This window comes from Dokdonella sp., from assembly GCF_041395345.1.
Lineage (GTDB): Bacteria > Pseudomonadota > Gammaproteobacteria > Xanthomonadales > Rhodanobacteraceae > Dokdonella.
Genome location: NZ_JAWLAR010000015.1, coordinates 65,680 through 84,960 on the forward strand (window position 1 = coordinate 65,680; position 19,281 = coordinate 84,960).

15 protein-coding genes are annotated in these 19,281 nt (G+C 63.8%); 11 read left to right on the forward strand and 4 right to left on the reverse strand.

From position 1 onward, the window contains the following. The first annotated feature begins 175 nt into the window (after window positions 1–175). Window positions 176–1,351, forward strand: a complete 1,176-nt coding sequence (locus R3F00_RS13910; RefSeq protein ID WP_371282402.1) for a hypothetical protein — start codon at window positions 176–178, stop codon at window positions 1,349–1,351. 73 nt (window positions 1,352–1,424) lie between these two features. Beyond that, the gene (locus R3F00_RS13915) at window positions 1,425–2,744 is read left to right on the forward strand and encodes a hypothetical protein (RefSeq protein ID WP_371282403.1); all 1,320 of its coding nucleotides are present in this window, start codon (window positions 1,425–1,427) and stop codon (window positions 2,742–2,744) included. On the opposite strand, the gene R3F00_RS13920 is transcribed toward R3F00_RS13915, so the two are convergent. Continuing rightward, window positions 2,741–3,163, reverse strand: a complete 423-nt coding sequence (locus R3F00_RS13920; RefSeq protein WP_371282404.1) for a YchJ family protein — start codon at window positions 3,161–3,163, stop codon at window positions 2,741–2,743. The genes R3F00_RS13915 and R3F00_RS13920 overlap by 4 nt on opposite strands. A 134-nt stretch (window positions 3,164–3,297) precedes the next feature. Here R3F00_RS13920 and R3F00_RS13925 point away from each other — a divergent pair, with 134 nt between their 5' ends. Beyond that, window positions 3,298–4,059, forward strand: a complete 762-nt coding sequence (locus R3F00_RS13925) for a type 1 glutamine amidotransferase (protein WP_371282405.1) — start codon at window positions 3,298–3,300, stop codon at window positions 4,057–4,059. A gap of 66 nt (window positions 4,060–4,125) precedes the next feature. Here R3F00_RS13925 and R3F00_RS13930 read toward each other — a convergent pair whose 3' ends face one another. The 3 genes from R3F00_RS13930 to R3F00_RS13940 all read right to left on the reverse strand — a co-directional run bounded on the left by R3F00_RS13930 (window position 4,126) and on the right by R3F00_RS13940 (window position 7,849). Further along, on the reverse strand, window positions 4,126–5,244 hold the full coding sequence (locus tag R3F00_RS13930; protein WP_371282406.1) for a glycosyltransferase: 1,119 nt from the start codon (window positions 5,242–5,244) through the stop codon (window positions 4,126–4,128). A gap of 96 nt (window positions 5,245–5,340) precedes the next feature. Next, the gene (locus R3F00_RS13935) at window positions 5,341–7,023 is read right to left on the reverse strand and encodes a collagen-like protein (RefSeq protein ID WP_371282407.1); all 1,683 of its coding nucleotides are present in this window, start codon (window positions 7,021–7,023) and stop codon (window positions 5,341–5,343) included. 40 nt (window positions 7,024–7,063) lie between these two features. After that, window positions 7,064–7,849, reverse strand: a complete 786-nt coding sequence (locus tag R3F00_RS13940) for a hypothetical protein (protein WP_371282408.1) — start codon at window positions 7,847–7,849, stop codon at window positions 7,064–7,066. A gap of 459 nt (window positions 7,850–8,308) precedes the next feature. Here R3F00_RS13940 and fusA point away from each other — a divergent pair, with 459 nt between their 5' ends. The 8 genes from fusA to R3F00_RS13980 all read left to right on the forward strand — a co-directional run bounded on the left by fusA (window position 8,309) and on the right by R3F00_RS13980 (window position 19,248). Beyond that, window positions 8,309–10,438 (forward strand): elongation factor G, encoded by a 2,130-nt coding sequence (fusA, locus tag R3F00_RS13945; protein ID WP_371282409.1) that lies wholly within the window; start codon window positions 8,309–8,311, stop codon window positions 10,436–10,438. A gap of 277 nt (window positions 10,439–10,715) precedes the next feature. Next, a complete protein-coding gene (locus R3F00_RS13950; protein WP_371282410.1) occupies window positions 10,716–11,882 on the forward strand; it encodes an acyltransferase family protein in 1,167 nt (388 codons plus the stop codon). Between the two features lie 72 nt (window positions 11,883–11,954). Further along, complete coding sequence (locus R3F00_RS13955; protein WP_371282411.1) at window positions 11,955–12,434, forward strand: VOC family protein; 480 nt, start codon at window positions 11,955–11,957, stop codon at window positions 12,432–12,434. A 99-nt stretch (window positions 12,435–12,533) separates the two neighbouring features. Next, complete coding sequence (locus tag R3F00_RS13960; protein ID WP_371282443.1) at window positions 12,534–13,310, forward strand: HipA family kinase; 777 nt, start codon at window positions 12,534–12,536, stop codon at window positions 13,308–13,310. After that, window positions 13,288–13,695, forward strand: a complete 408-nt coding sequence (locus R3F00_RS13965; RefSeq protein ID WP_371282412.1) for a DUF3037 domain-containing protein — start codon at window positions 13,288–13,290, stop codon at window positions 13,693–13,695. The genes R3F00_RS13960 and R3F00_RS13965 overlap by 23 nt, the downstream gene beginning before the upstream one ends. Before the next feature lie 152 nt (window positions 13,696–13,847). Continuing rightward, window positions 13,848–14,309: a hypothetical protein gene (locus R3F00_RS13970; RefSeq protein WP_371282413.1), complete on the forward strand. Its 462-nt coding sequence runs from the start codon at window positions 13,848–13,850 to the stop codon at window positions 14,307–14,309. 104 nt (window positions 14,310–14,413) lie between these two features. Then, entirely contained in the window at window positions 14,414–18,853 is a 4,440-nt protein-coding gene (locus R3F00_RS13975) for a DEAD/DEAH box helicase (RefSeq protein ID WP_371282414.1), read from the forward strand. Window positions 18,854–18,963: 110 nt separating this feature from the next. After that, window positions 18,964–19,248 carry a hypothetical protein gene (locus tag R3F00_RS13980; protein ID WP_371282415.1) on the forward strand — a complete coding sequence of 95 codons (285 nt, stop codon included), beginning with the start codon at window positions 18,964–18,966 and terminating at the stop codon, window positions 19,246–19,248. Window positions 19,249–19,281: the final 33 nt, after the last annotated feature.

The window sequence follows — 19,281 nt, forward strand, 5'->3', positions numbered from 1 at the left end:
GATTCGGCTCCGTCGGCGTCGCAATGCGGCAAGTGGGGACACACGGCAGGCACGGTGGGAACCGGCCCCGAGGGCTTCAACGGGGCTTGGGCGCGAGCGATCGGGACTTGCGCGCGCCGGCGGGGCGACCGTCGAACTGGCGGCCTCCTTCGACCTCAACTCTGCGGAGACCGATATGTGCAAAGCGGCAAGTTTCCTGTTTGGTGTGATGGTCGTCGCGGGCAGCGCGGCTGGCAACGAAGAAACGGTCTTTCTCGACGCAGAGTGCCCTCTGACCCCGCAAGTGGTTCTCGACCAGGGCACGTTCTGCAACACGAGCGCAATCAACGTTCCCGGGGCCGGCGTTGCCTCGCAGTACCCGAGCGCCATCACGGTGTCCGGCCTCACCGGCGTCATCAGCGACCTCAAGGTGCGCATGCTCGGCGTCACACATGCCAATACGAGCACGCTGCAGGCACTCGTGCAGCCGCCATCGGGGGCACCGATCGGCCTGACCGGCTCGAGCTTCCTCGTGTCGAGTCCGGAGGCCCCCAACCAGCGGCCGGTCCCGACGGCGTCATCGGCGCAGTGGACCTTCAGCGAGCAGGCCGACGACTATGCGCTGTTCAATCGCGATGGCGTTCCGCAGCTCACTTCAACGGCTCCGGTTTCCGGTTCATACCTGCCGCGGACCTTCGCTCTGTTGGGCCTGCCTGCTCCGGCGCCCAGCGCCGCCGAGTCGCAGCTGCTGGCAAGCCAGATCGGGCAGAATCCGAACGGCAGCTGGCAGCTCTTCGTCAATCAAGCGACGCTGAACACGGCCGCCAACCCCCAGCCGACCGGTACGATCGCCGGCGGATGGTGCGTGGACATCACGACGACGGCGAGCAATACCGGTTGCTACGCGAGCACCCTGCTGAGCGGCGCCATCACGACCAGCGACCTGCTGCAGACCGGACGTACCAATCGCAACGGAATCGTCAGCCTGTGCACATGGCCGAAGACGAATTCGCTGTTCGCCACGACCTCGCTCCACTACGACGCCTACGCCGTCGTCAATCCCGCCGCCCAGGAGACTTGCATTACCCTGACCTCGGATTTTACCGGTTGCGGCGGCAATACGACCCAACCCGTCGTCTACACGACCTACGACCCCGCCAATCCAGGCAACAACATCCTGGCCGACGCCGGCTACAGTTCGATCGGTCGGCTCCAGATGAGCTTCCGGCGCGGCGCGGGCCAACCGTTCACGATCGTCGTGCATGAGATCACCGCAAATGCGGGTTGTCCGGCTTACTCGCTGTTTCTCGAACAGAACCGCTGCCAGGCGTTGCCGATCGGCGACCTCATCTTCCGCAATGGCTTCGATTGACGCGCGGGCGTCTCCGGGCCACGCGCCGCAGCGCCCTGCCCCGACTCACCACTGTCATGCGGAGGACATTGACATGCTGCGCCGACGCACTCCCTCGAGGCGATTCCTTGCTGCGCTGCTGGCGACCGCGGCATGCCTTCCGGGCCCGACGATCGCGGCGGAGTCGTCGGTCAGCGGCGCCTCGGCGGACCTCTCGATCACAATCGGCAATGGCTCGGACGAGATCGAGACAGGCCAGTTGACGACCTACCAGATCGTCGCCGCCAGCAGCGGGCCCGAGCCGATGAGCGCCACGGTCGCGGTCGACTTTCCATTCGGACTCTCCAATTGCAACTGGACTTGCGCGGGCGATGGGGGAGCGAGCTGTGCCGCCGCCGGAAGCGGCGACATCGGGGAAGGCGTCTTCCTGCCCACGGCCCTGTCCCGTGCGAGCTTCAGCGCCACCTGCTTCGTGGCCACCTCCATCCCGATTCCGCCGCCACCCACGCTCGCGGTCACGGCCAGTGTGGTCGGCGTGGTGAGCGATCCCAATCCCCTGAACAACATCGCCACCGACACCGATGCACTGGTGCCCGTGGTCGACGTGAAAGTCAGCATCGACGACGGGCTTTCTACTATTTGGTATGGGCGCAGTCTGACCTACGTGATCAAGGTGAGTTCGCAGGGCTCCGATGCGATCGTGCGCCTGGTCAACAGCGTCCCATCCACCCTGACTGACTGCACCTGGTCTTGCCAGTCGTTTGTCGGGGAGTTCTGCCCGACCCCCGCCAGCGGCAATGGCAACATCGATGTACAACTGGTCTTGCCGGCCAATTCGGGGGGATTCACCGAATTCGCGCGCTTCAGCTCGACCTGCATGCTATCGGGCAGCGCCTTTCTCGACGTGGTCAACACGGCCGAGCTGTTGATCGCGCCGCCGTTCCGTGACCCGGTTCCGTCCAACAACCAGGCCACCGACACCGACCTGCTGCGCCGCAGCGTCGATCTGTCGGCGACGATCGACGACGGTGTCCAGTACGTGCGCATCGGCGACTTCCTCGATTACACGATCCGCATCGACAACGCCGGGCCGGACAGCGGCGAGTTCACCTACATCTTCGACGCGCTGCCGAACGGTCTCTCGAGCGGCGTCTGGTCCTGCACGGCCTCGCCCGGCGCAACCTGCCACGAGGGCGTCGGCAACACGCTCGACGACGTCGTCACGATTCCGGTCGGCGGCCATGTCACCTACCTGTTCAGCGCCATCGTGCAAGGACCGTCGTTCACGGCACCGATCGCGAACACGGTGTCGGCCTTTTCCGACCTCGAAACCTTCGATCCGACTCCGGGCAACAACGTCGTCACCGATCGCGACATCGTGGTCCTGTTCAGGGCCGACTTCGATTTTCCCTAGGCAGGGCCGGACCTCCCGCGCGCAGCGGGGAACCGACCGTCCAGGTACCACCAGCGGCCATTCTCGAGCACGAAACGGCTGCGTTCGTGCAGGCGTCGCGCGCTGCCGCCGCCCTCGCGGTAGCGGGCGACGAACTCGACTTCGGCCCGTTCGGGTCCAGGGCTGGCGTGGTCAAGAACCGTCAGGTCCAGCCAGCTCGGCTGCCCGACGGCAAGTTCAAGCCCTTGCGGTCGCGTCGAAGCATGCCAGGTCGCCAGCAGGTAGCCTTCGAGGCCGAGCACATAGGCGCTGTAGCGCGAACGCATCAGGGCTTCGGCGTCCTTGGCGACGGCACCGGCGTGCAGCGCTGCGCAACACTCGGCGTAGCGACGCGTTGGATCGCAGGGGCACGGTGTTTCGCGATCGGGACGGGTCTTCATCGGCGAACTCTATCAGCTGTCGGGACGGCCGGTCCTGTCGCCGGGCAGACGCGCCTTCGTCGGCGCCCGTTTTGGACGTCTAGACGTCGATACGCTAGTGTGCGGACATCGCCGTCGCCGGACCCAGGCAATCCATGTCGCGCATCCTCGTCTTCCAGCATGTTGCCGCCGAGCCGCTCGTAACGCTCGATCCGCTGATCCGTCAGCGGGGTCACCGGATGCGTTTCGTCAATTTCGAGCGCCAGCCGGATGCCGTGCCGAACATGGACCGCTATCACGGCCTGATCGTGCTCGGCGGGCCCATGAACGTCGAAGATCAGGCGCGGCGGCCGCATCTGCGCACCGAGCTCGGCGTGATCGAACAGGCCTTGCACCAGGACAAGCCGGTGCTGGGCATCTGCCTTGGCGGGCAATTGCTGGCGCACGCGCTCGGCGCGGCGGTCGTGCGCCACAGTGAGCCCGAGATTGGCTGGTACGAACTCCAGGCCCATGCACGCGGCTTGGCAGACCCGGTGGTTTCGGGCCTGGGCCGCCGCTCAACCGTTTTTCAATGGCACAGCCGCAGCTTCGCTATCCCGCAGGGTGCCGCACACCTGGCGAGTACCGCGACCTGCCCGAACCAGGCTTTTCGCTATGGCCGCAATGCCTATGGATTCCAGTTCCATCTGGAAATGGACCTGGCCTTGATTGAGCGGTGGTTGGGATTGCCGCAGTACCACGCGGAACTGGCCGCCGCAGGATTGGGCCAGGATGCAGCATCCATTCTTGCCCGAACTCCCGTGGCAATGTCGTCGATGCGCAAATCCGCACTTGCCGTATTCAGTCGCTTCCTTGACCGGATCGGCCCTTCACGACGTTCTGCCATCGAGACAAGCGAAGCGATCGCGCTGGCATGAGTCAATTCCGGATGGCTCACGATGACAGGCGAAGTGCATTCGAACGCGTCTGCAATGCCACTGGCACTAGTTGCTCGCCCCTGCGTTCTGCAGTGCCGATTGAGCGAAAGCCAGGTTCGCCTTGACACGCTCGCGTTCCGAGCAAGGCAGAAATGGACTGGCAAGCAGTTGTCGGCACAGTTCGGCGCTTTCGGAATAGTCACCACACCAATAGCTGGACACCGCCAGTTCATCGCGGGCACGCCAGGCCTGGATGCTGTGATCGACAAACAGGACATCCTCGGTCGGCGGCTTCGCGAGCGCAATCGCGGCAAAATCGCGGCCCAATGCAAAGCGCTTCTGCAAGCGGCAGTAGCGGGCCAACTCGCAGGGCGCTTCGGCGCGCGACGGGCGGAAATCGTAGGCAAGCAGATAGGCGGAGAGAATGTCCGCATCGGCACAACCACTGCGCTCGCTGAGCAAGCCCACTTGCAGCATGGCCTGGTAGACCTCTTCAGCCCAGCCACCCATGGCAATGCGCTTGCGATATACGATCAGTGCCTCCGCAAGCTGGCCAGAATCTCGCAGACTCTGGGCAAGATAGAAGGTGTAGCGTGCGTTGTCGGGCTCGTCGATCAACGCACGTCTCAGCACCTCGGCATCGGCCGCAAACTTCTCGGTCACCGGGCGCTGACTGCGCGCACCATCGGTGTGCACCTGGATGTGCAGGCCCGGCAGGAATCTGGTTTCGGCAGCATGCCTTGAGACCAGCGCCTCGTGCAGCACGCCTCGCCAGACCCAGTCGGCATCCAGTTTCGGCAGTGCAATGCGTCGGTAGCGTGTATTGCCGAAATGAAACTCGAGTGAGTAGCCGGGCGCATCCAGAGCCGGCCAGGCAAAGCCGGTGTCGGCAACAAGCACTTCATCCGCATCGATAACCAGCGCGTAGTCGCCGTGGCGGGCGGCGAGTTCCAGCGACTCGTTGCGATTGTGGGCGAAATCGACCCAGGGCCGCTCGATCAACTCACCGGGCAGGTCGGCCAGCGCGCGCCGCACCAGATCCTGGGTGCCGTCATTCGAACCGGTATCGGATATCGCCCAGCAATCAATGAACGGTAAAGCTGAACGCAGGCAGCGTTCGATCACGGCGGATTCGTTGCGGACTATCATGGACAGGCAGATGCGCATTGGTGAAATGTAGCGCATGCCGATCAGCAGCCGAAAGCCGATGCGATATGCGCGCCGGCCGCAGGGTTGATCCCCACGGCCGACTCGGCGTTTTCAGCTCGGCATCAACCGCTGTTACGGCTCCTGCTTGGTCGCCCCGGCCGGCTGGGGTGCTGCGTCGAAGCGGACGCTCTGGCCATCAAACCAGATCGGCCTGGCCGCTTTTGTCAGGTCTGCATCATTGAACATGACTTCGCGCATTTGGCTATCGAAGTTGCCGTTGGCCAATTCGGCAGGCAAGGGCTGGACCTTGTCCGCGTCGGAGCGGTTGCCGACCGCAATCCAGCTGAAACGGACATTGGCCGAACCCGATGCGACGGCGACCGTGAAGCCATTGCTTTCGATGCTCGCAATGTAGAGTTGGGCAGGCGACCCAACCGGCGACACGGTTACGTCAGGAACACCGCCCAGCATCCCCCGATACGCCGCTGTAAATGGCACGAATACCGATTCCCCATTCAGCTGCGCCGAACCATTGTCGTAAACCTTGAGGCCGGTTGAGGTATTCGCGAATGCAGCCACGCGCGGTGCACCGAGTTCGCTGCTGCTGACCACCAGATCAGCCGAGTAGCCACTGGTATAGACGTTGCCCAGGTTGTACGAGGCAAACATGGATCCACTGCTGACCGCGCCCATGACCTCACCGTGTGACCACGAGCCGATCATGCCACCGTAAAAGCCGCCGCCAACGCCTTCGTTCGCTCCACCCACCGGGCTTCCACCGCCCGAGGCATAGCCGGCCGAACCGTAGACGCCATAGGTCGCGTTGCCGCTGTTCTTGTAGCCGAGTGAACCCCAATACGTGCCGGCTTGTTGGGCACCCAGCACGCCGCCGGTGCGGGTGTAGTCGTTGTAGCTGTAGCCAGCCACGCCGAATGTGTAAAGGTCGCCCCAATAGTTGTAACCCATCACGGCGCTGTTGCCACCGCTCTGGTTGTAGCTGGTGCCATCGTTTTGCGAATCGCGCGTGCGGTAACCAAAGATGGTTGCTTGGCCGTCGCCAGTGGCTGTCAACTGTGTCCTGGAGACATAGTGTTGGTAGCTGGCGCTTGGCGCGACATTGACTCCGACGCCGGTGCCATCGTCACGAATCAGCGAATTGCCGAGCGTGCTTGGCCCGGTGAACTTGCTCACATAGTTGGTGGTACCCGCTGCCGATCCCGCGCCATCCGCGCCGGTTGCACCCGTTGCGCCGGTGGCTCCATCGGCTCCGGTCGGGCCGATCGGGCCGATCGGGCCGATTGGACCGATCGCTCCCATGGCACCATCGTTGCCAGTGGCGCCAGTCGGGCCAGGGGCTCCGGTCGGGCCGGGTGCGCCCGTAGCGCCGGTTTCACCGGTAACGCCAGTGGCTCCCATGGCTCCATCCGCGCCCGTCGGTCCGGAGGCACCGGTCGGGCCGGGTGCACCGGTTGCTCCCGTGTCCCCGGTTGCGCCTGTTGGCCCGGCAGCTCCGGTAGCGCCTGTGGCTCCGGTCGCACCGGTCGGCCCGGTCGGACCCACCAGGCCGACATTCGAGCAGGGACCGACCGCGCCGGTAGCCACTTCGAAACAGACCGGACTGGTGCGCAGTACTGCGCCGCCAAGGTTGGCAACGGTCAGATTGCCGAGGGCATCGATCGCGAACAGGGGCGACACACCATTGTCGACGACAAAGCCGCCGCCCGCAGGTGGCGTGACAGTTACATTCTGGGCCTGTACAGCGCCGACGCTCAGCGTCTGCAGGATGGCGAAGGCAAGTACGGTGCGTCGGATCATGGTGGTGTCCTATTCAAGACTCAGGATGAAACGAACTGGATCAGCGGCTCTGGGCTGCTCGCTGGCGCCTGGCCATCACAATCAGTAGCAAGCCGAGAATCGCAAGCCAGACCGGTGAAAGCGTGGGCAAGGGAATCCCCTCTACATAGCCGGTATTGCCGAACCAGCCGAGGTCGTTGCCGGTACCGCCCTGGTTGGATTCGTCGGGCGCCAAGGCTTGACCGATTGCGTGCACATCGGAGACACCGACATCGCTGATGTTCTGGCTGCCCGTTGGCAGCAAATCGATATAGGCCACCTGACCGGCTGTCGAACTGGCCATCTGAATCGCCAGGGCCGGTACGCCAAGTATGGTCAGCAAGCCATCGATGCTCTGCGTGGTGCCGACAGAAAAGATGTAGGTCTTGCCGGTTGCGCTGACAAAGCTGAGGTCGTGGAAAAGCGAATTGCCACTGACGCCGGATTGGGCCGGGGCGCCGTCGATGAACCGGACTACGCTGGTTCCAGCCAGAAAATTGCCGAAATTCGACCACGTTCCCGACAGTTCGATGGATCCGCTACCGGCGTCGATCGTGCCGCCAGGGTTGGTCGAGACGGCCTGCACCTGTTCGACCGAACCGGAACCCAGTGCCAATGTCCCGGAAACAAGGAGATCGGTGCCGCCAAGCCCGAGGATCCCGCCTGACAACTGGACATCGGCGCCGGCAGGAATCTGCCAGTCGGCGTGGGCCGCGCAGCCGAATACGGCGAGACATCCGCATAGCAGCCATCCGGAAACAGACGCGCACTGCAGCCGCACGCGCTCAACTCGAGACGGTAGGTTCATTCCAGCCCCCTGTGAATGAAGGCTTGATCCTACACGCGATGACCCGAGAAAAGATACGCTTCGTTTGCTCCTGGCGCAGCGGAAACCCGGAATCAACCGTCCTGGTTGCCTGCTGAAGCCGGCCCGATCAGCGACCTCATCGCCGGCAGGAAAGGCCGCTGCCATGTCCGGAAACGGGGTTCCACCGGATGCCCGGAGCGGAATTGAGCGAAAAGCCCGCAGTTCGTGTAAAATCCGCGCGCCGATTCAGGCTGGACCTGAACGCCCGCGCGAACCGCGGTTTGCGGCGAGGCTGAAGCCATCGGAGCAGTTTCCACGACATCCACCCGACAGCAGCGCGATTCGTCGCGCCGATGCTGCCGGGTTCGGTGTCGCGTTTTTCGTGGTCGGAAGGCTGAAGCGATCCCGTATCGCCGGTCCGCTCGGCCAACCTTTTCAACCTAGTATCAGAGAAAAATCATGGCCAGGCAGAAAGAGCTCAAGCTCTACCGCAACATCGGAATCATCGCCCACATCGACGCGGGCAAGACGACGACCACCGAGCGCGTGCTCTATTACACCGGTCGCAAGCACCAGATCATTGACGTCCATGACACCAAGGACGGCAAGGGATCGACCACGACCGACTACATGGAACAGGAACGCAAGCGCGGCATCACGATCCAGAGCGCGGCCGTTTCAACCGAGTGGAAGGGCTACCAGATCAACGTCATCGACACTCCCGGACACGTCGACTTCACCATCGAAGTGAATCGTTCGCTGCGCGTCCTCGACGGCGCGGTCGTCGTGTTCGACGGCGTTGCCGGCGTCGAGCCGCAGACCGAGACCAACTGGCGCCTGGCCGACCAGTACAACGTGCCGCGCCTGTGCTACATCAACAAGATGGACCGCATCGGTGCCAACTTCGCGCATTGCGTGAAGGGCATCCGCGAGCGCCTCGGTGCCAACGCCCTGCTCTGCCAGGTTCCGCTCGGCAGCAATGACGAGTTCTGCGGCATGGCCGACCTCGTCGCCGGCGTCGGCTACATCTGGCAGTCGCACGACAAGGACAGCACCTGGGAAACGATTCCGCTGGAAGACCTGCGCGCACGCCTCAACTTCGCCTCCACCGCCGACAACGACTGGGTCGACCAGTTGCCGAAGCTGCGCCAGGATCTGCTCGAGTCCGCGCTGGCCATGGACGACGACGCTTTCGAGCGACTGCTCGAGACCGGCGAGTTCGATCCCGACATGCTCAAGAAATGCATCCGCATCGGTTCGGTCAGCGGCAAGCTGGTGCCGGTGTTCTGTGGCTCCTCCTATCGCAACAAGGGCGTGCAGCAGCTGCTCGACGGCGTCATTGACTACCTCCCGTACCCGGGCGAAAACGGCGGCATCTCGATGGTCGATGTCGACGGCAAGGTGATCGGCGAGCAGGAAGTGCGCGACGACGCGCCGGCGCGTGCGCTGGCGTTCAAGGTCATCAACGACCAGTTCGGCACACTGACCTTCTGCCGCGTCTATTCGGGTGTCATCAAGAAGGGCGACACCCTGCTCAACGTGACCCGCGGCAAGAAAGAGCGCGTCGGCCGAATCGTCGAAGTGCAGGCCAATGCAACCAAGGACATCGAGGAAGTGCGTGCAGGCGATATCTGCGCGTTCGTCTCGATGAAGGACACCGAAACGGGCGACTCGCTGTCCGACCCGTCTTCGCCGGTCCTGCTCGAGCGCATGCGCTTCCCGGATCCGGTCATCAGTGTTTCGGTCGAGCCGAAGAACCGCAACGACATCGACAAGATGTCGACCGCTCTCTACAAGATGGCCAAGGCCGATCCATCGCTGCACATGGAAGTCGACAAGGAAACCGGACAGACCGTGCTCAAGGGCATGGGTGAGCTGCATCTGGAAATCACCGTCGACCGCATGCGCACCGAGCTTGGCGTCGAAGCCGTCATGGGCAAGCCCAAGGTCAGCTTCCGCGAAGCCTTCGGCGGTCCGATCGAACTCGTTTTCACGCACAAGAAGCAGTCCGGCGGTTCCGGTCAGTTCGCCGAAGTGAAGATGGTGTTCGAGCCGGGTGAGCCGGGCACGGGCATCGAGTTTGCCGACGAAATCGTCGGTGGTCGCATCCCTCGCGAATACATTCCCGCGGTCGAGCATGCGATCCGCGTCGAGAGCCGCAAGGGCCAGGTCGCCGGCTACGAAGTCGTCGACTTCAAGGCGCGCCTGATCGACGGCAAGTTCCATGACGTCGACTCCTCGGCACTGGCATTCGAGATCGCCGGCAAGGGTGCATTCCGCGAAGCGCATCGCGGCAGCCGTCCAAAACTGCTCGAGCCGATCATGGGCGTGGAAGTGGTGACCGAAGCCGAGTTCCTCGGCGACATCATCGGTGACATCAATCGTCGCCGCGGCACGGTCAGCGAGCAGGGCCAGAAGGGCCTGCAGTCGTTCGTGCAAGGTCAGGTGCCGCTGTCGGAGATGTTCGGCTACATCAACTTCCTGCGTTCCGCCACACGCGGACGCGGCACCTTCACGATGGAGTTCGACAACTACGCCGAAGTGCCGGCCAACATGGTCGAGAAGCTGATGGAGAAGGAAGCCAAGTAATCGGCTGAGCTCCATTCGCGGCCAGGGATCGCCGCCAGCCCAACGCCCGCGTCTCGCTCTGCGACCGCGGGCGTTGTTGTTTGTGGAACCGGCCATTGACGTTCGAAGCGGCATGAAGTCAGCCGAAAATCGCGGAAGACGAACTCGGGAGTGGCTTCGGCCGCGATGCTCCTGCTGCTGATGTCTATCGAAGTCGCATTGCGGGCCGGCGCTTCGTTTGGTGGAGTGGCGGGAAGATCGTCAATAATGCAATTCCTGTCGAAGGAATCGCATCCTGATGACGCACACCGGTGACGCTGCTGCCAGCCCAACCGACAGTCCATCGCGCAACGCCGCCATTGACCTGCTGCGTGGCCTGTCGATCCTGCTTGTGATCGTGCATCACATCGCACTGCGCATTCCGCTCAAGGAAGGCGGGCTGGAAACCTTTCTGCCGCGCAGCCTGCTCAACGCGTTTGTCTACAACGGCTATGAAGCCGTGTTCCTGTTTTTCGTGATCTCGGGCTTCCTGATTGCCGGGAATGCGCTCGAGCGCTGGGGCAGCCTTGAGCGCATCGATCTGCGTACGTTCTATGTTCGTCGCGGCGCCCGCATCCTGCCGTGTCTGGTCTTGCTGGTGGCAGTCCTGAGCGTGCTGCATCTGGCCGGGGTTCCGAACTTCACGATCGATACCGAACGGCAGTCGCTGCCGGGCGCCCTGCTGTCGGTACTCGGCTTGTATCTGAACTGGTACGAGGGATCGACCGGATATCTGCCGGGCAACTGGGACGTGCTCTGGTCCTTGTCCATCGAGGAGGTGTTCTATCTCGGTTTTCCGCTGGTCTGTCTGGTCTTGCACCGACCGAAAATCCTCGTCGCGGCCCTGGCGCTGCTGGCCCTGTCCCTGCCGGTGACGCGTGCCGCAATCGTGGACAACGACATCTGGCGCGAAAAGGCTTACCTGCCCGGCATGGCGGCGATCGCTGCAGGCGTTCTGGCCGCCCTGTTCGCGCAGCGCTTGCCCATACCCGGCATTCGCCTGCAACGCATCTTGTGTGCGGTCGGCTGCGGCGGCATCGCTGCCAATCTGCTGTTCGGCGGCCTGCTATGGCCCGTGATCGGCAATGGCCTGATGCTGGTATTGACGGCTTCTGCCGGCGTCCTGCTGTATGCACTGAAGGACGAACGATGCGGCGCGCCGCGCGGCGTCCGCTGGCTCACTTCAATGGGACGGCTCAGCTACGAGATCTACCTGACCCACATGTTTGTCGTGTTCGGCATTGTCGCCGTCCATACCGCCTGGCAGGGCGACCCGTGGTTCGGATTCCTCTGGTACCTGCCGATCGTCGGCTTGTGCTGGCTGCTCGGCGCGATACTCGCTCACATCTATTCGATTCCGCTGGACAGGGCGCTGCGAGCACGCTTTCTTGCAACGGCGAAACCCGCGCCGGCGCCCGCCGGGTAGTGCCAGGCCGGTAACACGGCCATAACCGGTTTGGCGCTACGATCCGCTCCCCATCCATCGAAAGGTACCGCCATGAGCGCCAAGCCTGCCGTCAATCCGATTCCCGATGGCTATCACACCGTTACTGCCTATCTGACCGTCGACAACGCGGCGAAGGCCATTGATTTCTATCACGATGCGTTCGGAGCGACCGAACTCTATCGCCTGCCGATGGGCGACATGATCGGGCATGCCGAAGTGCAGATCGGCGATACCCGCATCATGCTCTCCGACGAATTCGCCGAGATGAATATTCGCGGTCCGAATGCACGCGGGGGCCCCACCGCAGCCTTCATGATCTACGTGGAAGACGCAGACGCCGCATTCGCGAAGGCCATCAAGGCCGGCGCACGACAGGACCGCGCCGTGGAAACCCAGTTCTGGGGCGACCGCATGGGCTCGGTCTTCGATCCCTTCGGACACAAGTGGTCGCTGGCGACTCATGTCGAGGATGTTCCCGAGGAAGAAATGCAGCAGCGCATGGCCGAGTGGACCAAGTCCCAGGGTGCTTGACCCGCGCGGCGGTCGGATTCGCCTCAAGGTCGGACCCGTCCTGGTGTACGCGATGCTTTGCAGGCTTGCCAATCAATGCGAGCATCGCTTCCCATGAAACTGCGAACCGTCACCGCAACACGCTATGTCACGCCGTTGCGCGAAGGCGGTTCGCTGCCCGCGATCATCGAAGCCGACGATGCCGGCATGTATGTGCTCAAGTTTCGTGGAGCGGGACAGGGACCGAAAGCCCTGATTGCCGAACTCGTCGCTGGAGAGCTGGCGCGCGCTTGCGGTCTGCCGATGCCTGAAGTTGTGCTTGTCGAGGTCGATGGCAATCTCGCGCGTACCGAGCCCGACCCCGAAATCCAGGACCTGATCCGCGCCAGCGAAGGGCTCAATCTTGCGCTCGACTATCTTCCGGGCGCGGTCACGTTCGATCCGGTCGTATGGACGGCGGATGCGGATCTCGCCTCGCGCATCGTCTGGCTGGATGCGCTGGTGACCAATATAGATCGCACACCGCGCAACACCAACATGATGGTGTGGCACGATCAGCTGTGGCTGATCGATCATGGAGCAGCCCTCTATTTTCACCACGCCTGGGATGATGCGCTCGCGCGCAGCCGCGCAGGCTTCGTCCAGATCAGGGATCAGGTGCTGTTGCCGTTCGCCAGTCGCCTGGCAGAAGTCGACGCCGACATGGCGGCACGCCTGGGCGAGTCGGTCGTGCACGACATAGTCGAGAGCATTCCGGACTCCTGGCTGCAGCGCGAGTCGGGTTTCGCCGACGCCGATGCGCTTCGCGGCGCCTACGAGACCTGGCTGCTGAATCGCCTCAAGGCGCCCCGGGAATTCTGCAAGGAGGCCATCCGTGCCCACGCAACACTGGTATGACTACGCCATCGTGCGCGTGGTGCCTCGCCCAGAGCGCGAGGAGTTCCTCAATGCCGGGGTTATCGTGTCCTGCCTGTCGGCAAAGTTCCTCGAGGCGCGCATCGCGCTCGATGAGGGGCGCTTGCTGGCTCTCGATCCGACCGCGGATCTTCATCTCATACGCTCGCACCTGAACGCCATTCTGCGCATCTGTGCCGGCGGCGCTGAGGCAGGAGCGATCGGGTCGATGAGTCAGCGCGAGCGTTTCCACTGGCTGGTTGCGCCGCGCAGCGCCGTCATCCAGACCTCGGCCGTACACAGTGGCCGTTGTTTCGATCCCGCCCAGGCGCTGGAACATCTGATTGCGACCTCGGTGCTGGGCAAGAACGCCGCACAAGCGGACTGAGGCGCGCCTTGCCCGGCCTTTCCAGGGCCGCGGCAGGATTTTTCGCCTGCACTGCAACCGGATTGCCCTGAGCGGGTACTCACCTGGAGTACCGCGATCGAGCGCGTGCCTGGTGCGCCGCGCAAGACCATGCCATTCAGGGAGATCCGAACATGATTCCATGCTGTCAGCGTATCCGCCTTTCGCGCCAGTCCTCCATGCTCGCGCTGGCGTTGCTTGCCGCGACCGGTTTCGCCCATGCGGGTGATCCGCCGATCTCGATGGATGTCGTCAATGTCGGCATGACCGCGTGGTCGATCGATGGCCAGTCCAATCCGCCGCTGACCCTGCTGCGCGGCAAGACCTATGAATTCGTCATGCAGAATGTCAGTGCGGTCCATCCGTTCAACATCAACACGATCGATACGATCGGGTCCGCCAGCCTTTACAACGACGGGGTTACCAACAACGGTGCCACGGGAACCCAGACCCTCACCTTCGTCGTTCCCGGAAACGCACCTGACAACCTGCACTACAACTGCGGCAATCACGCCTCGATGAATGGCCCGATCACGATCCTGACCGATGAGCTGTTCGCGTCGGGCTTTGATCCCGTGGCGGTCGCCGTTCCCTGAATGCAGGAATCTGCCTGAGGTACTGGCGGTACCCGGGCGGGTATCGCATGCCTTGAGACGAGCAGAGGTGTAGGCTGGGCACCCGCTGTCGCCACCGCCTGATCATGTTTGCCAGCTCATTCCATCCGGCCGTCTCTGCCTGGTTCGCGCGCAGCTTCGCTGCGCCCACACCGGCGCAGTCGGATGCCTGGCCGGCGATTCAGAAGAGCCACCACACCCTGATTGCCGCGCCGACCGGTTCAGGCAAGACCCTGGCCGCGTTTCTCGCCGCCATCGACAGCCTGGTTCGCGAAGGAATCGAGTCGGGTCTTCCCGAGCAGACCAGCGTGGTCTATGTCTCACCCTTGAAGGCGCTGTCGAACGATATCGCGATCAATCTCGTTGCGCCGCTGGCAGGCATTCGTGAAGAGCTGGTGCGTCTTGGGCATCCCGAGCTGGAAATCCGCGCAGCCGTCAGAACCGGCGATACGCCGCAGGTCGAACGTCAGCGCATGCTGAAGTCACCGCCGCATATTCTGGTGACCACGCCCGAATCGCTGTACGTACTGCTCGGATCGGAGTCTGGCCGACTGATGCTGGCGAGCACGCGATCCGTCATCGTCGACGAAATACATGCCATCGCCGACGACAAGCGCGGCAGTCACCTGAGCCTGAGCCTGGAGCGCCTCGAAGCGCTTTGCCAGCGACGGCTGACCCGAATCGGCCTGTCCGCAACACAGAAGCCGATCGAGGAGATCGCCCGGTTCCTGGTCGGCGGCAGCCACGTCGATGGTGAGGGCCAGCCGGACTGCGCGATCGTCGACAGCGGCCATGTGCGCGAACGCGATCTCGCCATCGAGATGCCGCCGGCTCCGCTTGAGGCCATCATGTCGAATGAGGCCTGGGAGACGATCTACGACCGCCTGGCCCAGCTTGTCGAGGCGCATCGCACGACCCTCGTGTTCGTCAACACGCGGCGCATGGCCGAGCGCATGGCGCGCCATTTGGGCGAGCGCCTTGGCAAGCAGCAGGTGGCCGCGCATCACGGCAGCCTGGCCAGGGAACTGCGGCTCGACGCCGAACAGCGACTCAAGCGCGGTGAGCTCAAGGTGCTGATTGCCACGGCGTCACTTGAGCTCGGCATCGATATCGGCGAGGTCGACCTGGTCTGCCAGATCGGGTCGCCGCACTCGATTGCCGCCTTGCTGCAGCGCGTCGGCCGCTCCGGCCACGCGGTCGGTGCCACTCCGAAAGGCCGGCTGTTTCCGCAATCGCGCGACGATCTGGTCGAATGCGTCGCCCTGCTCGACTGCGTTCGCCGCGGCGAACTGGATGCGCTGAAGATCCCGCTTGCTCCGCTCGATGTCCTCGCCCAGCAGATCGTCGCCGAAGTGGCCTGCGTCGACTGGGATGAAACGGCATTGTTTGACTGGTTCCGACGCGCCTGGCCCTATCGCGAGCTTGCACGCGCGGATTTCGACGCCGTCGTGCGCATGCTGGCCGAAGGCTACACGACGCGACGCGGTGCACGTGCCGGCTACCTGCACCGCGATGCCGTGCATGGCCGGATCAGGGGGCGGCGCAATGCACGGCTGACCGCGCTGACCTCGGGCGGCACGATTCCCGATACCGCCGACTACGCCGTTGTCGTTGAGCCGCAAGCGATCACGGTCGGCAGCGTGCACGAAGATTTCGCCGTCGAGAGCATGGCCGGCGACATTTTCCAGCTGGGCAACACCAGCTACCGGATTCTGCGAGTCGAACGCAGCCAGCTTCGGGTCGAGGATGCGCACGGCCTGCCACCCAGCATTCCGTTCTGGATCGCCGAAGCGCCCGGGCGCAGCGACGAGTTGTCCGCGGGCGTATCGCGACTGCGCAGTGACGTTGAGGCGCGACTCGGTGGCGAGTCATCCGCGACAGGCGAGAGCCGGAGTCTCCTGGCCACCGCACGCGACTGGCTGACAAACACCGTTGGAATCGATGCAGTGGCGGCGCAGCAACTGGTCGAATACCTGGCCCGCGCACGCAATGCGCTCGGCACATTGCCGACGCAACGACAGATCGTCATGGAGCGCTTCTTCGACGAGTCGGGCGGCACACAGCTGATCCTGCACTCGCCTTTTGGCAGTCGCGTCAACAAGGCCTGGGGCCTTGCCCTGCGCAAGCGCTTCTGTCGTTCGTTCAATTTCGAATTGCAGGCAGCCGCCACCGAGGACGCCATCATTCTGTCGCTGTCGACCAGCCACAGCTTTCCGCTGATCGAAGTGTCGCGCTACCTGCATTCGGCCACGGCCAGGGACATCCTCATCCAGGCGGTGCTTGATGCGCCCCTGTTCGGCGTGCGCTGGCGCTGGGCGGCAACCACCGCGCTTGCCCTGCCGCGTTTCGGTGGCGGACAGAAAATCGCTGCACAGCTGCAACGCATGAAAGCCGAAGACCTGCTCGCCACCGTATTCCCGGATCAGGTCGCCTGTCTCGAAAACATCGTCGGCGAACGGCAGATTCCCGATCATCCACTGGTTGCCCAGACCCTCGCCGATTGCCTGCACGAGGCCATGGATGTCGATGGATGGCTGGAGCTGCTGCGTGGACTCGAGAGCGGCGCCATCGGCATCGTCGCGCGCGACCTGCCCGAGCCGTCACCGCTGGCTGCGGAAATACTCGGCGCCCGACCCTACGCCTTTCTCGATGACGCGCCACTGGAAGAGCGTCGCACCCAGGCCGTGCAGATGCGGCGCTGGAGCGATCCCGAATCAGCCGATGAACTGGGTGCACTCGATCTTGCGGCGATTGAAGCCGTTTGCGCGGAGGCCTGGCCGGATCCGCGCGACGCCGACGAGATGCACGAGACACTGATGGCGATCGGTCATGTCAACGCAGGTGAGGTCGCCGCCAATTCGTCCTGGCAGGCCTGGCTCGATCAGCTCGCCAGCGATTCACGTGCATGCATTCTGGAGACTGGAACAGGCGACTCATTCTGGTGCGCCGCCGAACTCCTGCCGCAGGCGCTGGCGATCTGGCCGGATGCGACACGACAGCCGGTGATCGAAGCACCCGCCGAGTACGCTGCGATGGTCTGGACGCGGGAAGACGCGTTGGTCGAACAGTTGCGTGCACGCCTCGGTGCACTGGGTCCGGCAACACTGCAGACGCTGGCCGCGTCGATGGCGCTTGAAGCCGCTTCCGTTGAGGCCGGCCTGATCGCGCTGCAGACCCAGGGCAACATCATGCGCGGGCGATTCACACCCGGCGGCGAAGGCGAAGAATGGTGCGAGCGCCACTTGCTCGCACGCATTCACCGCTACACGCTGAAGCGTCTGCGCCGCGAGATCGAGCCGGTCGAAGCGCGCGACTTCATGCGCTTCCTGTTCGAATGGCAGCGCGTTGCAGCGGACACGCAGGCACGTGGCCCCGAGGCTCTGCCATCCATTCTTTCGCAACTGGAAGGCTACGAATGCGCGGCCGGCGCCTGGGAAAGCGAGCTGCTGGCCGCACGCGTGGCTGACTATTCAAGCGTGTGGCTGGATGAACTGTGCCGCAGTGGCCGCATCATCTGGTCGCGATTGGCCAGCGCCTCGGCAGCGCAGCGCGAGGGCAGTTCCGGACCTGTCGGCAGCACGCCGATCGTGCTCCTGCCACGACGCGAAGCCAGGCTCTGGGCGAGCCTGGCCAACCATGACGGCAGCGCAGGCGCGCAGACATCGTCGCGGGCACAGGCGGTGCTGGACCACCTGGCCGAATCCGGCGCTTCGTTCTTTGACGAAATCGCTGATTCAACCCGGCTGCTGAAGGTGGAGCTCGAGGATGCGCTGGGCGAGCTGGTTGCGCGCGGCCTGGTCAATGCCGACAGTTTCTCCGGCTTGCGCGCACTGCTCCTGCCGGCGGCGAAGCGCAATTCGAAACGCGGACGACGAGCGCGCCATGCCAGCCTGTCGGATATCGAGGATGCCGGACGCTGGGCCCTGACCGCGACAGGCAGCATTGCCGAATCGCCGCGCGCGGACAGCGCTCGATCGACCCGCGCTGCTGCGTTCGAGGCCAGCAATGAGGCGGTGGAACATGCGGCACGATGCCTGCTGCGCCGCTATGGCGTGGTCTGCTGGCGACTGCTCGCGCGCGAAGCCAGCTGGCTGCCTCCCTGGCGGGACCTGGCAAGGGTCTACCGCAGACTGGAGGCACGCGGCGAGTTGCGCGGGGGGCGCTTCATCGCGGGCCTGTCCGGCGAACAATACGCCCTGCCCGAAGCCATTCCGCTGCTGCGCAAGCTGCGTTCGCGCGAGCCGGACGGCAGCCTGGTCAGTATCGCTGCAACCGATGTGCTCAACCTGGCCGGCATCCTGACGGCGGGATCGCGCGTACCGGCGCTGAAGGGTTCGCGCATCCTTTTCGTGGACGGCATCCCGCGGGCAGCGTTGATGGCCGGAAAATGCGTGCGTCTGGATGGTTCGGACGACGCCATTCCAGCTGCCTGGCGACAAGCCCTGGTCCGCTTGCGCACTGACCGAGACGCACCGGGCGCTACGAATGTCGAGAGGGTCGCTGGCTGGCAGCCGGAGGTCGCCTGATCCCGGGCAATCGGTTTTTCCTGCGCAAACATGCGCAACGGACGACTGGGAGGCGTATCGTTGGTGGGCCGGCTTTCGCGCGGCAAACTGTCCAGACTGGAGCGATCCCGATGCAACCGAAATCCTGCCTGTTGGTCAGCCTGGCCGTGGCCAGCCTTCTTGCCGTCGTTCCAGTGCACGCCGAGTCCACTGCAAACGCCGATTTTCAGGCCGAGCTGAATTCGATACTCACTCGCGGCATCGAGACCAAGCGCGGCATCATCTTCCACATGAATGGCGAAGAAGTGGCCGGCGTGGTCAAGCGCATCCTCAAGGATGCCGTGCTGGTGGCCAACCAGGAACACGCAACGATCCTGATCCGGCTCGACCGTATCGACGCGGTGGAACTGGACTGACCCATACGGGCTTCACGTTCCAGGCGCTGGGCG

Coding starts and splice junctions, on each gene's coding strand:
- R3F00_RS13915 (WP_371282403.1), top strand. CDS start 1,425: ATGCTGCGCCGACGCACTCCCTCGAGGCGATTCCTTGCTGCGCTGCTG.
- R3F00_RS13950 (WP_371282410.1), top strand. CDS start 10,716: ATGACGCACACCGGTGACGCTGCTGCCAGCCCAACCGACAGTCCATCG.
- R3F00_RS13920 (WP_371282404.1), bottom strand. CDS start 3,163: ATGAAGACCCGTCCCGATCGCGAAACACCGTGCCCCTGCGATCCAACG.
- R3F00_RS13980 (WP_371282415.1), top strand. CDS start 18,964: ATGCAACCGAAATCCTGCCTGTTGGTCAGCCTGGCCGTGGCCAGCCTT.
- R3F00_RS13975 (WP_371282414.1), top strand. CDS start 14,414: ATGTTTGCCAGCTCATTCCATCCGGCCGTCTCTGCCTGGTTCGCGCGC.
- R3F00_RS13925 (WP_371282405.1), top strand. CDS start 3,298: ATGTCGCGCATCCTCGTCTTCCAGCATGTTGCCGCCGAGCCGCTCGTA.
- R3F00_RS13955 (WP_371282411.1), top strand. CDS start 11,955: ATGAGCGCCAAGCCTGCCGTCAATCCGATTCCCGATGGCTATCACACC.
- R3F00_RS13910 (WP_371282402.1), top strand. CDS start 176: ATGTGCAAAGCGGCAAGTTTCCTGTTTGGTGTGATGGTCGTCGCGGGC.
- R3F00_RS13930 (WP_371282406.1), bottom strand. CDS start 5,244: ATGCGCTACATTTCACCAATGCGCATCTGCCTGTCCATGATAGTCCGC.
- R3F00_RS13935 (WP_371282407.1), bottom strand. CDS start 7,023: ATGATCCGACGCACCGTACTTGCCTTCGCCATCCTGCAGACGCTGAGC.
- R3F00_RS13940 (WP_371282408.1), bottom strand. CDS start 7,849: ATGAACCTACCGTCTCGAGTTGAGCGCGTGCGGCTGCAGTGCGCGTCT.
- R3F00_RS13970 (WP_371282413.1), top strand. CDS start 13,848: ATGATTCCATGCTGTCAGCGTATCCGCCTTTCGCGCCAGTCCTCCATG.
- fusA (WP_371282409.1), top strand. CDS start 8,309: ATGGCCAGGCAGAAAGAGCTCAAGCTCTACCGCAACATCGGAATCATC.